14 protein-coding genes are annotated in these 13099 nt (G+C 36.3%); 10 read left to right on the top strand and 4 right to left on the bottom strand.

Going from position 1 to position 13099, the window contains the following annotated elements:
- Nucleotides 1-4 precede the first annotated feature (4 nt).
- The 3 genes from F960_RS14390 (at nt 5) to F960_RS14380 (ending at nt 2787) form a co-directional block, all read left to right on the top strand.
- On the top strand, nt 5-775 hold the full coding sequence (locus tag F960_RS14390) for a DUF6445 family protein (RefSeq protein WP_004866481.1): 771 nt from the start codon (nt 5-7) through the stop codon (nt 773-775).
- A complete protein-coding gene (locus tag F960_RS14385; protein ID WP_004866479.1) occupies nt 776-1321 on the top strand; it encodes a hypothetical protein in 546 nt (181 codons plus the stop codon).
- Nucleotides 1322-1452: 131 nt separating this feature from the next.
- Entirely contained in the window at nt 1453-2787 is a 1335-nt protein-coding gene (locus tag F960_RS14380) for an ISNCY family transposase (RefSeq protein WP_004856465.1), read from the top strand.
- A gap of 275 nt (nt 2788-3062) precedes the next feature.
- On the opposite strand, the gene F960_RS14375 is transcribed toward F960_RS14380, so the two are convergent.
- Together F960_RS14375 and F960_RS14370 are read right to left on the bottom strand one after the other, a co-directional pair.
- On the bottom strand, nt 3063-4121 hold the full coding sequence (locus tag F960_RS14375; RefSeq protein ID WP_004866476.1) for a type II asparaginase: 1059 nt from the start codon (nt 4119-4121) through the stop codon (nt 3063-3065).
- Between the two features lie 200 nt (nt 4122-4321).
- Nucleotides 4322-4789, bottom strand: coding sequence for a hypothetical protein (locus F960_RS14370; protein ID WP_004866474.1), 468 nt, complete (start codon nt 4787-4789; stop codon nt 4322-4324).
- 213 nt (nt 4790-5002) lie between these two features.
- Between F960_RS14370 and F960_RS14365 the strand changes: the two genes are divergently transcribed.
- Nucleotides 5003-5749: an IS5 family transposase gene (locus F960_RS14365; protein WP_004855273.1), complete on the top strand. Its 747-nt coding sequence runs from the start codon at nt 5003-5005 to the stop codon at nt 5747-5749.
- A 53-nt stretch (nt 5750-5802) separates the two neighbouring features.
- Here the strand turns inward: F960_RS14365 and F960_RS14360 are convergent, their stop codons facing one another.
- On the bottom strand, nt 5803-7233 hold the full coding sequence (locus F960_RS14360) for a pyridoxal phosphate-dependent aminotransferase (protein ID WP_004866472.1): 1431 nt from the start codon (nt 7231-7233) through the stop codon (nt 5803-5805).
- A gap of 229 nt (nt 7234-7462) precedes the next feature.
- On the opposite strand from F960_RS14360, the gene msrB reads away from it, so the two are divergent.
- From msrB to F960_RS14340, 4 genes are all read left to right on the top strand, one after another.
- Nucleotides 7463-7882 carry a peptide-methionine (R)-S-oxide reductase MsrB gene (msrB, locus tag F960_RS14355; RefSeq protein ID WP_004866470.1) on the top strand — a complete coding sequence of 140 codons (420 nt, stop codon included), beginning with the start codon at nt 7463-7465 and terminating at the stop codon, nt 7880-7882.
- Nucleotides 7879-8361, top strand: a complete 483-nt coding sequence (locus F960_RS14350; protein ID WP_004866468.1) for a glutathione peroxidase — start codon at nt 7879-7881, stop codon at nt 8359-8361. Before msrB ends, F960_RS14350 begins: the two co-directional genes overlap by 4 nt.
- An 82-nt stretch (nt 8362-8443) precedes the next feature.
- Nucleotides 8444-9331: an AraC family transcriptional regulator gene (locus F960_RS14345; protein WP_004866465.1), complete on the top strand. Its 888-nt coding sequence runs from the start codon at nt 8444-8446 to the stop codon at nt 9329-9331.
- A 47-nt stretch (nt 9332-9378) separates the two neighbouring features.
- Nucleotides 9379-9996 (top strand): LysE family translocator, encoded by a 618-nt coding sequence (locus tag F960_RS14340; protein ID WP_004866463.1) that lies wholly within the window; start codon nt 9379-9381, stop codon nt 9994-9996.
- A gap of 50 nt (nt 9997-10046) precedes the next feature.
- Here the strand turns inward: F960_RS14340 and ychF are convergent, their stop codons facing one another.
- On the bottom strand, nt 10047-11138 hold the full coding sequence (gene ychF, locus F960_RS14335) for a redox-regulated ATPase YchF (RefSeq protein ID WP_004866459.1): 1092 nt from the start codon (nt 11136-11138) through the stop codon (nt 10047-10049).
- Between the two features lie 211 nt (nt 11139-11349).
- Here ychF and F960_RS14330 point away from each other — a divergent pair, with 211 nt between their 5' ends.
- Complete coding sequence (locus tag F960_RS14330) at nt 11350-11568, top strand: hypothetical protein (RefSeq protein ID WP_004866457.1); 219 nt, start codon at nt 11350-11352, stop codon at nt 11566-11568.
- A 305-nt stretch (nt 11569-11873) separates the two neighbouring features.
- Nucleotides 11874-13040, top strand: a complete 1167-nt coding sequence (locus F960_RS14325) for an ATP phosphoribosyltransferase regulatory subunit (protein ID WP_004866455.1) — start codon at nt 11874-11876, stop codon at nt 13038-13040.
- Nucleotides 13041-13099 lie beyond the last annotated feature (59 nt).

The raw sequence follows: 13099 nt of genomic DNA, 5'->3' as shown, positions 1-13099 counted from the left end.
ATATATGTTTAAAGAATTTTTTGAGATAAATCCAAATAGAATTATAAAAAAGATTCAATTACCAAATACAAGTGATCATATTACTATAATAGATAACATATATTTAGATCCAGAAAAAGTTACATGGCTAGCTAATAATTTTGATTACAGCGGTTTTAGAAAAAATGGGCAATTTAAAAGATATATAGGAGAGCGTGCTAGAGTTTCTATATTTCAAGATGCATTAATGAGAGAAATGTATTTAAACTCAGATTTATCTTTACCAATATCAACCTTCCAGCCAATTGATACTTTATTTACTAGATTTAGAATGGACTATATTGATGATATGGATGCTAGACAATTTGTTCCACACGTTGATAATGATTCAATCGTAAGTGGTGTTTTGTATTTATCTAAAGAAAATGAATTTAAATATGGAGGAACTGCATTTTACAAACATATTCCAAGTGAGATATATAAATTACCATATCATCCTGATAAAAAAATCATGGGAATGATGAGGGATCAAAATCTTGACCCTATGAAAAAGAGTGAATATATTCAATTTATAAAAAATCTAATGTACACTGACTTAAATATTTTATTTAAATATCAAGGTTATACAGGTATTCCAGAATCAAATTCTTGTTGGGATTTATTATATATAACTAAACCTAAATACAATTCACTATTAATTTTCCCAGCTATGATATTTCACTCTCCAGTAATCTATGCACCAGAACAAAGAATTATTGATAGGCTAACTCAAAATCTTTTTTTAAGAGTAAGATAAATGAAAAATGAATATGATGAAATTCTTCTAAATTTTTCAAAATTATGTCCTTACATCAAACCAGCTATAAAATCAAATAATATTAATATAACCTACTTAACAAAAGAAAATTTTAATAACTATTTATTCTTCCAAAAAGCACTATTTTACTCAAAAAAACTATTAGAAGATAATGAATATTTATCTAGTTTCCTAATTATTATTGAGCCTGATAATTGTTTTGATATTATTTGGAATAAAATTGAATGGGTTCATTTTATTTTAAAAAAAATATTCTCTTCTAAAAGTATTCTTTTTGGTAAATTTTCTAAATCAAATTTTCAAAGTAATTTCATTGAAAAAAATACAATTATGTTTGTAATTAGGAAATCTAATATAAAAATAGATAAAAAATTTATTAAAAAAAATTGCATTAAAAATGAAATAATTAAAGAGTTTAATGAAAAAAATACAATTTCTGGATATTCAATAGAAGATATTTATTCCGATCTAGATTTATCTAAAAAAATTTATAAAATTTTAAAGAATGATTTAACTTCTGGATAGAGTATCATTTAACATAATGGGCGTTATGCGAAGTCTATTTGTTAGAACCCATTTAAAGTGTCTATATTCTCACCAATAAAAATGTCTAGTTTATGATGGTTTTTATCACCATGGACTGGATATAAATATAGATGCTGATCACTATGTCTGACAAAGAAATTCAACGGCTTGCAGTTCTGCAAGACGTTCGAGATCATCGTATTACCCAGGTCCGTGCTGCTGAAATCCTAAATCTTTCCACCCGTCAAATTACCCGGTTATTGCAGAAGCTCAATCAAGATGGTGTCTCAGGTATGGCACATGCCAGTCGTGGTCAACCTGGCCATCGTCGCCATGATGACTTGTTAAAATCAAAGTGCCTTTCCATTATTGCTGAACATTTGCTGGGCTTTGGACCCACCTTGGCGCATGAGAAGCTCAGCAGCATGTTTGACCTGAATATCCCGGTAGAAACGCTTCGGCGCTGGATGACGGCCAATGACCTGTGGATTCCGCGATCCAAGCGCCTGAAGCGTCCATATCAGCCACGTTATAACCGGGATTGCTTCGGTGAACTGATCCAAATTGATGGCTCATATCATGACTGGTTTGAAGGTCGAGCTGCAAAATGCTGCTTGTTGGTTTATATCGATGATGCTACTGGAAAGCTGTTGCATCTGCGCTTTTGTGAGGCTGAAACGACCTTTGACTACATGCTTTCAACCCGAGCCTACATTGAACAATACGGCAAACCTCTAGCCTTTTATAGCGACAAGCATTCGGTATTCAGAGTTAATAAAAAATCCAGGCAAGACAGCCAGATTACGCAATTTGGGCGGATTCTGAATAATTTGAACATCGATATTATCTTTGCCAACTCACCCCAAGCCAAAGGTCGTGTGGAACGTGCCAACAGAACCCTTCAGGACCGTCTGATCAAAGAGATGCGCCTGGAAGGCATCGGTTCGATTGCAGAGGCCAATATATGGTTACCCTGCTTTATTGAGCAGTTCAATCAGAAGTTCGCCAAATGTGCGCGAAACTCAAAGAACCTGCATCGGCCATTAACCGAATCTGATCTTGAACTGGATGATATTTTTACCTGGCAGGAACCGCGTAAGGTCACCAAGAATCTGACCCTGACCTATGACAAGTGTATTTATATGCTTGAACCGACAGAGCTGAATCATAAGCTTGTTGGGCAATACATTTCATTTCTGGAGTACCCGGATGGTACTGTGGCAATCATGCATGAAGGACGGAAGATCAACTATAGAGTCTTCAATAAACTGGCTGGACTACAGCAGAATGATGTGGTTGAGAATAAAAGATTAGGTTCGGTCCTGGCCCATATCCAGCAGCAACATGAGGAATTGGAGAAACAGAATAAACGTTCCCGTCTCAAGAAAAGTATGCCGAGTCGTAGAGCTCAGAAAAATATTATTAAACAAAGAAAGTTGAATCCTGTACTTGACTCTTGTAGTTAAAAACAGGACATTTTAAATGGTTTTTCGCATAGACATTTTAATTGGTGAATAACACTATTTTGAAAATATATTATTTTTCAATTGATTAAAAATTTTTAAACTTAAAAAACCAAAACCGACTTGAAAGAAATTGAATCTTTTTTTGGTGATTTTGATATGTTAATCTCAATAAAAATTGACTAATTTTTTTTTATAAATTTGTATTCCTATCCGTAGTTCATACCCCAAAGGGGATCGAGTGAATTGAGACTACAATCCCCATCTGATCACATAGATCAATACTCCCAAAACATTCTTTGGATTTCTTTAGCATCTTTGGTTTTAGTTAAAGCAAGTGCCGCAAGTAAGCGCGCTTTTTGCGGATTTAAATCATGAGCAACCACCCAGCCATATTTATCATCTGGCTGTTCAGCATTACGAAGCACAAAACCTTGTGGTACACGTGATGAGCGAATGATTTGGATGCCTTGTTGTTGCAACTGATTTAAAGTTGGTACGATATAATTAGCAACAGAGCCATTTCCTGTACCAGCATTGATAATCGCTTTAACCCCAGCTTTTTGTAGGGCTAAATAAGACTCAGGCAACATATTGGTTGAACCATAGACAATTTGAACTAAAGGTAAAGCATCACCTTTAATATCATCGATATTAAATTCAGAGCTGTTGTTATGACGTTTGGCGATATTTCTAAACCAATAAGTTTTGCCTTCAACCAAAGAACCTAAAGCTCCCCATTGACTTTGAAATGCATCGGTATGGATATTGATGGTTTTAGTCACATCACGTGCCGCAAAGATATCATCATTCATCAGCACAAAAACGCCTTTACCTTTTGCATCATCTGCTGCAGCAAGTGCAACTGCGCTATAGAGATTTAAAGGACCATCGGCAGAAAGTGCAGAAGGTGGACGCATTGAACCAACTACAACAATAGGTTTGTCCGTATGTACTACGAGGCTTAAGAAAAATGCTGTTTCTTCTAAAGTATCTGTACCATGAGTAATCACTACACCATTCACATCAGGACGTTTAACCAGTTCATTGACTTTACGGGCAATGGTGAGTAGCTCTTTGTCAGTAATGCTTTCAGATGCAATTTGTAAGGCTTGTACACCTGTAACATTTGCTAGATTTTGAATCTGAGGAACAGCATTGAGTAGTGCATCTACGGGAACTTTTGCTGCGGTATAGGTTGCGCTATTGGTCGAGCTTGCACCAGCGCCAGCAATCGTGCCACCTGTAGCAACGACGACAACATTATTTTTGGCATAACTTGCAAAAGGCAAAAGCATACCAATCGAAAGGGCGAGGGCGGTAACCGTTTTTTTCATAAAAGTTCCTTTTCTATCCATTCATCTATTTATAGGTTTTAAGCATTTTCTATGCCATTTTTAAATTAATATAAAAAATAGCTTGTTGCCCATACTGAATTTAAAATGTGATTTTGAGAAAGATCATTTAAATTTATAACGAAAATTTTTATTATATGAAACAAGAGAGTATGGGTTAAATACAGATTTAAACAATATATTTACTGTTTTTTTAACATATAAATAAAACCAAAATTGGGAGTGATGTATAAAGCGAGTTGTTCATTAACATATAAAAAGTTTGTTCTATCTTTTGAGTATGTTTGTTCGAGAAAGCTAATAGTGGGATATTGTTTTTGTGGATCAATCATTTTGATGAATTTAGATGGAATATAGAGTTCGGAGTCAGGCTGAACATTTATTTGCTGTTTGTTGATCAGATCAATGATTGTTTTACCTTGAAGATTAATAATTTTTTGATCCATGCTTTTAGGGAAGTTTGTTTCAGATCTAGGAAGAGAAGGATAAGGTGGGTAATCTTCCATTCCATTTTTAGATACTTCAATAGTATCGGTATCTGGATAGCCCACCCATTTCCCATAAGAGCTAGGGATATTATTGAAGTCTGCAAAGATTATTGGACTGTGAAACATGATTAGAGTGAGTAAAATTATTTTGATTTTTTTCATGCTTGGTAATCCCGTTTAAGTATATGGATTATTAATTGAATTTAATATTTTAGTGAAGAGGGTGTAAGTTAAAGTATAAAGAGTTTATTGAATAGATTAAAAAATAGAAGTTAAGCGCTTTACTTAACTTCTATTAGGGTCTGTTGACATTTGTTGCCTAAAAAAATAGCGAGATAGTAAAATTAAATCGCCAAACCCAATTTTACCCCCGCTATGCCTCGTACAATGCTGAATGATCAACACTGGTCTAAGTTACTTTCTATTTTCCGTCACTTTAATATTTATCTCAAACTAAATTTAAGAAATTTTATCGAAGCTATTCTATTTCGTATCAGAACAGGTTGTCCTTGGAGAGATTTACCTCAAGAATTTGGTAAGCCAAACTCTATCTTTAAGAAATACAATCGTTGGTCTAAAAATGATAAGTTTATGAATATTTTTAAATTATTTAGTAAACATGCTGATAAAGAATGGATATTTATTGATGGTAGCCACGTACGGGCACACCAGCATTCTTCAGGTATTAATAATCAAGATATTTCCAAAAGTATCGGTGGTAATAGTTCAAAAATACATTTAGCAGTTGATTCTAATGGTAATCCCATTGAGTTTATTATTTCAGATGGAACTTCCCATGATATTAAGATAGCCCCTGATCTGGTATCAAAATTAGATTTAACTGAATCAGAAATATTATGTGCTGATAAAGGTTATGACTCAGACAACTTCAGGACTCAAATTGAGCAAACAAAAACTAAGTCAAATATTCCTAGAAAATCAAACACTAAGTCTAACAATGATCATATGGATTGGCATATCTATAAAATCAGGCACTTAGTTGAGAATTCATTCTGTAGGTTAAAACAATTTAGAGGAATTTCAACTCGATATGACAAGCTAAAGCGTAATTATCAAAGTGCTGTCGCTCTTGCTTGTATATTTATTTGGTTACCATTGTAGGTTAAGTTCCATACTGCAAATGTCAACACACCCTATAAAAATACCTTCTAGTCTTAACGTATTTTTGCCAAGAAACGGCTTAAACGTGTCATCGCTTCACGAAGTTCATTTTCAGCAGGTAAGAACACTACACGGAAATGATCTGGAGTAGGCCAGTTGAAACCAGTCCCTTGCACTAAAAGCACTTTTTCAGCGCGTAATAGGTCAAGCATAAATTTCTCATCATCTTGAATCGGGTAAACCTCAGGATCAAGTCGTGGGAAACAGTACATTGCACCTTCAGGTTTGACACATGAAACACCAGGAATTTCATTGAGCATTTCCCAAGCGATATTACGTTGTTCGTATAAACGGCCGCCCGGACGAATCAAATCATTGATCGATTGATAACCGCCTAGTGCGGTTTGAATTGCGTATTGAGCTTGATGGTTGGCACATAAACGCATCGAAGCGAGCATATCTAAACCTTCGATATAGTCTGCTGCGCGAGATTTATCACCTGTAATCGCCATCCAACCTGAGCGATAACCTGCAATACGGTAAGCTTTAGACAAACCATTAAATGAAACACATAGCTGATTGCCTGCAAGTGCAGCAACCGACACATGTTCAATGCCGTCATAAACGATTTTGTCGTAGATTTCGTCAGCAAATAAAATCAGGTCATATTTTTTAGCCAAAGCGACAATTTGCTCAAGCACATGACGAGGATAGACTGAACCCGTTGGGTTATTTGGATTGATCACGACGATACCACGAGTATTTGGAGTGATCTTGCTTTCCATATCTGCAATATCAGGATACCAATGGTTTTGATCATCACATTTATAATGAATCGCAGTACCACCAGATAGATTTACGGCAGCAGTCCAAAGTGGATAGTCAGGCATTGGCACCAACATTTCATCGCCATCATCAAGCAGGCCTTGCATCGCCATGACGATCAGTTCAGAAACACCATTACCAATGTAGACATCTTTTACACTGAGATCCAAAATGCCTTTTTGTTGATAATACTGACAAATCGCTTTACGCGCAGGGAAGATCCCTTTTGAGTCTGTATAACCAATTGCATTAGGTAAATTCATTGCCACATCATTGATGATTTCTTGCGGTGCTTCAAAACCAAATGGGGCAGGGTTACCAATGTTGAGTTTGATAATCTTGTGACCCGCTTCTTCCATCTCATTGGCCGCACGTAACACAGGTCCACGAATGTCGTAGCATACATGCTCGAGCTTAGACGATTTTTTTATTTCGCGTGGGGTTTGGATACTGTTCGGCATTTTGGGATTCTCGGAAAGAGTGGGGTTCACTTTTGCATAACGATATAAATAACTTTTAAACGTTTCAGTTGTTACGAGATCAAGATCATGTTCGTCTCTAAGTAAAGCAACAATTTTCTCATGGGTAAATCCATCCTGTTGGTATTGTTTAATCACAGGGAGGAGTTGTTTAAAAATAACGCTCTTTTTTTGAGACATTTTTTAATCCTGAGCAAGAACAGGGTTTAGATTAACACTAATCCTACTTCCAAAAAAGCATTTATTTCGGAAATTTGCTTACCTTGTATTTTAAATTGCTTACTTTTTGCTTTTTAGTGCGAAATGAATCTTTTTGTAAATTGTGAACTAAACACTAGAATTTTTAAGATGAATGACGTAAATATACGATTAACTGATTTTAAGTAGCATGATAGTAAAGGAAATAATCATGGGAAAACTCAATAAAACAGACCGAGAATGGCAAAGAGAGTTATCACCAGAAGAGTTTCGTATCACTCGTCAAAAGGGGACTGAAGCTGCCTTCACAGGTAAATTCTGGAATACTAAACAACAAGGGACTTATGTCTGCCGTTGTTGCGGTGAGCCGCTTTTCTCGTCTGAAACCAAGTTTGATAGCGGTTGCGGTTGGCCGAGCTTCTTTAAACCCATCAATACTTCTGTGATAGAAGAGCATGAAGATACCACACATGGTATGGTCAGAACAGAAATTGTCTGTCATCATTGTGATGCGCATTTAGGACATGTTTTTGAGGATGGACCTCAACCGACAGGACTACGTTACTGCGTAAACTCAGCTTCATTAGAATTAGAAACACAAGAAAAAAGTGACGAGGAAACCTATCCATGACCAACATTTATCAATTTGAAGCAGAATTGTTAGATGGAGAAAATAAAACATTTACCGATTATGAAGGTAAGGTTTTATTAATTGTAAATACTGCAAGTAAGTGTGGTTTTACCCCACAATATGCAGGTTTAGAAAAACTCTATGAAAAATATAAAGAAAAGGGACTTATTGTACTCGGATTTCCATGTAACCAATTTGGAGGACAGGAACCGGGAACTGAGGAGCAAATTGGCGCATTTTGTGAGAAAAATTATGGTGTGACTTTTCCGATGTTTGCTAAGGTAGATGTCAAAGGTCCAGAGGCACATGCGATTTTTCGATATTTAACCAACAATAGTAAAGGTGTACTCGGAAGTGGCATTAAATGGAACTTCACCAAGTTTTTGATCAATAAACAAGGTCAAGTGATTAACCGTTATGCACCAACCACTAAACCTGATGCTTTAGAAGAAGATATTGAAAAAGCACTCAACGAATAAAATTCATGGCGATCTTCGGATCGCCTTTTTATTTTAAAATCAAATTATTCGCTTTTTATTAAAATCATATTAGGCTTTGAGTATGAATCCAGATCCAACAGTTGAGTTTTGGCGACATCCCGATCTTCCTTTTGTTGAATCGCGTCGCGCTTCACAAAGTCGAGTTTGCTATAAATCACATAGCCATCCAACTTTTTCGATTGGTGCTGTAGATCAAGGTTTGAGCCAATTTAGCAGTTATTTTGCAGAAAATTGTCTGATTAAAGCGGGAACTGTCGTGGTTATCCCAGCAGAAGTTGAACATTCCTGCAATCCAATGCCTGATTTTGCTTGGAGCTATCAGATGATGCATTTGGATGCCGACTGGCTAAGCGAGCTGTTTTATGAATTTGTTGATGCACCATTTGTGGATTTGGGTACAAAAAATGTGACCAAAATAAGCCCATTTATCCTTGAAAATCGTGTGATTTATCAAGCATTCTGCAAATTGAATGATTGTTTATTTGATCAACAATTGAATATTTATGAAAAAGAGCAACATCTTATCGAGGTTTTGACTGAGATTTTGTTGCCAAATTTTGACTTCAAAACTTTGCAACTCACGAACTATTTTCAAAAAGAATTTTTGAATCTTGTGGAATATATACAGCAATCAGAGCATTTTTTATCTTTAGATCAACTCGCTGATTTTTCGAAAATAAGCCGATATGCCATTATACGTTTATTTAAAAATCATCAAGGCATGACACCCCATGCTTATCAATTAAATCTAAAAGTGAATCGAGCAAGAGAATTGTTGAAGAAAGGGCAGAACATCGTGGATGTTGCGCAAGCGTTGGACTTTGTTGATCAAAGTCATTTTCATCGAACTTTTAAACAGTTTACGGGCATTACTCCTAAACAATATCAAGAAAGTAGTCGACATAGATTGATGAAACTTAAAATTTCTCGCAATTTTATACAATCATAAAATCTTTGATGTTTCTAAGCTGATCCTCGATATATACGAGGATGCTTATGGAACTTTTTATAGCGATTGCTATTACACATTTTTTAGCCTTACTTTCTCCCGGTCCCGATTTTTTTCTGATACTTAGTACTTTACTCAGACAGGGTCAACGCTCAGCAAAAATGATCTGTCTTGGAGTAGCTACGGGAAATGCTTTTATTATATTAATGATTTATCTATCATTATTTTATCTTGGGAAACTCAATCCAGATATTTTAAATATTGTGCATTATGCAGGGGCGGCTTATTTGTTGTATTTGGCGATTCAATGTTTTAGATATGCCAATGAAAAAATCGATCTAACACCTGTGCAGCCAGATCATTTTGGTGATACATCTCAACAAATTTTGAATTTTTTTAAAGGTTTGCAATCAAGCATACTCAATCCGAAAAATTTTATGTTTTATAGTAGTTTGCTTGTCTTGGTGTTTTATCAATATCAAGGTTTGACTTTATTTGGGCTAAGTTTTTGGATGGTTGCTGTTGTTTTATTCTGGAACTTACTATTAGTTCGTTTGCTTACTCAAAAGGCGTGGCTTGATTTATTAATCAAGAAATCATCTTGGTTGTTTTATTTGTCGAGTGGATGTTTTTTGATTTTTGCTATTTTATTGCTGTGTATCTGATAGACAATAAAAATGCCCCATTCATGGAGCATTTTTATTGCGATGTTTAATTAAACATTGAAGCGGAAATGCATAACATCACCATCTTGAACGATGTATGTTTTGCCTTCTAAACGCCATTTACCAGCTTCTTTCGCACCTGATTCACCGTTGTATTGAACAAAGTCATCATAAGCAACAACTTCAGCACGGATGAAGCCTTTTTCAAAGTCAGTATGAATTACGCCCGCAGCTTGTGGTGCAGTTGCACCGATTTTTACTGTCCAAGCACGAACTTCTTGAACACCAGCTGTGAAATAAGTTTGTAAACCTAAAAGTTTATAACCTGCACGGATCACCACGTTTAGACCCGGTTCTGCCATACCCATTGCTTCAAGGAATTCAGCACGTTCATCATCTTCAAGCAAAGAGATTTCAGCTTCGATTTGGTTGCAAAGCGGTACAACTACTGCGTTTTCTTCAGCAGCTAACTTTTGCACAGCTTCTAAATGTGGATTGTTTTCAAAACCATCTTCTGCCACGTTGGCGATATACATGGTTGGTTTTAAGGTGAGTAAACCATAACCACGTAAAAGTTTACGGTCATCATCAGAAAGGTCTGCTGCACGAGCAGGTTTGCCTTCGTCAAGCAAAGGTAAAATACGTTCTAAAACAGCTTTGGTTGCGATCGCTTCTTTATCGCCACCTTTAGCACTTTTAGTTAAACGTACTAAAGATTTAGTCACTGTTTCCAAATCAGACAGTGCAAGTTCGGTATTGATCGTTGCGATGTCGTCTAGAGGATCAATTTTGCCATTTACGTGAATGACATTTTCATCTTCAAAACAACGTACGACATGAGCAATTGCATCAGTTTCACGGATATTGGCAAGGAATTGGTTACCCAAGCCTTCACCTTTAGATGCACCTGCAACGAGACCTGCAATGTCTACAAATTCCATTGTAGTCGGTACAGTACGTTGTGGTTTAACCATTTCAGCGAGTTTGTCCATACGAGCATCAGGTACAGGTACGATGCCTGTATTTGGCTCAATAGTACAGAAAGGGAAGTTTTCAGCTGCAATGGCCGCTTTAGTCAAAGCATTGAAAAGGGTAGATTTACCAACGTTTGGTAGGCCTACAATACCGCAATTAAAACCCATGAAATGACTCACAAAGTTGTTATATAAAAATTGCTGATGATTTTACATGAAAGCGCCGATAAAGTCAGGTGGATTCATTATGATTACTGAAAATCGCGGATTCAACAAAGTAAAGAACAAGAGTCTTGGTCTGTTAAGACTAAGCCAACTATGAGTTTTTGCAGATTTAGTTTATGCTTTATCCATACTAGAATTTTAAAAATACGGAAAAATGAAAGCATTAAAAATAATCATTGGTTTGATCTGTCTCGTAATGAGTGTATTTATTTTTTATGCACTGGATATCATTGGCGGTGGGTTAAGTGCTTCAGGAGGGCCAGGAGGTTCATCTGGTGGACTTGGTACTTTGCTTGAATTTGTTCCAAGTGCAATTTTATTTATCATTGGATTTTTCATACTTAAAAGTACAGGGAGTAAAGAGGATAATTAAAAAAGGAATTTTTCAAATTGAATATATCCATGTTTGATTTTTCATTCTAAAAATACTTAGTATGATATTGCATTGGCATGCGCTAAATGAGTCAAGAGTCACTTTATGATTAGAAAAAGCGAATAAATAATTTACCCTAAAGTATGTATTTTACTCACTCTTCTTTGTCTGTGCCTTTAGATTTATTTTTCTGCAAAAGTCTAATGCACTCTGTGAATGATCGTGCTAAGATAAGAGAAATCGGGTGTGTTCCCGATTTTTTTATGCGGATTTGTTCCGCGCTGACAAGAATTTAGGTTTACAACATGCCCATTTCAGAGACATGGTTATTACCTGATGGTGTAGCTGATGTATTACCAGAACAGGCAGGGGTGATTGAGTCACTTCGCCGTGTGGCACTCGATTACCTCGCATCTCGTGGTTATCAGTTGGTATATACGCCATTTATCGAATATATCGAATCTTTATCCTCTCTTTCAGAATCAAACCAAGATCTAGACTTAGTTACTTTTAAAGTGATTGATCAGTTGTCTGGTCGTCTTCTTGGTGTGCGTGCTGATATGACGCCTCAAGTGGCTCGTATTGATGCGCATGTTCGTTCTGTAGAAGGTGTGGCTCGCTATTGCTATGCAGGTACTGTGTTACATACCAAACCTCAAGGTTTTAGTGCTTCTCGTACTCCGTTGCAGTTAGGTGCTGAATTATTTGGTCATGACAGCATTGATGCAGATGTTGAAATGGTCGATGTGATGCTAGGTTTGATCGACAAAGCAGGCTTTTTAGATGGCGTGCATCTCGATCTAGGTCACGTTGGACTATTTAGAAGTCTGATCAAATTTGCTGGATTATCAAAAGCGGATGAGCGTCAACTTTCAGATTTATATCAACGCAAAGCATTGCCAGAACTCAAAGATTTCACAGAAAATCTAAAATCAGGTTCGGATTTTTATGCATTGGGTCGTTATTCAACTGATCTTGAAGCGTTACAAGAAAATTTGAGCCTGGAAATTTTAGCCAATGCCGAATTTAAAGCTGCGCTTGATGAATTGATTAGCACACGTTCGCAAATTCAACTGCGTTGGCCAGCACTACATATCGGTATCGATGTCGTTGAGCTACGTAGTTATCACTATCATACTGGCTTACTCTATGCGGTGTATTCACCAAATCGTGCGGCACCTTTAGCGAAAGGTGGTCGTTATGATGGTATTGGTGAACACTTTGGTCGTGCACGTCCTGCAACAGGTTTTAGTTGCGATTTATTTGCTTTAACAGCAGGTCAGTTCAAAAAGATTGAATTGGTTGTCGCACCAAAAGGTCATGATTCAGATTTAGTTCAAGCGATCGCAGATGCGCGCCAAAATGGTTTAAGCGTAACGCAATTGCTTGGAAATGATGATTTAAGTTCAGTCCCATATGCAACACATAAACTTTCAAATGTTGCTGGGAAATGGATCATCGAACAGATTTAATCGCTCGAAAATGTCTAGGCATTTTCAAGTTTTCAATTTTAACAGCATGATGCAATGAG

This window comes from Acinetobacter gerneri DSM 14967 = CIP 107464 = MTCC 9824 (assembly GCF_000368565.1).
In the GTDB taxonomy this organism is placed as follows: Bacteria; Pseudomonadota; Gammaproteobacteria; order Pseudomonadales; family Moraxellaceae; genus Acinetobacter; species Acinetobacter gerneri.
This window is presented reverse-complemented; position numbering and strand designations above follow the sequence as displayed.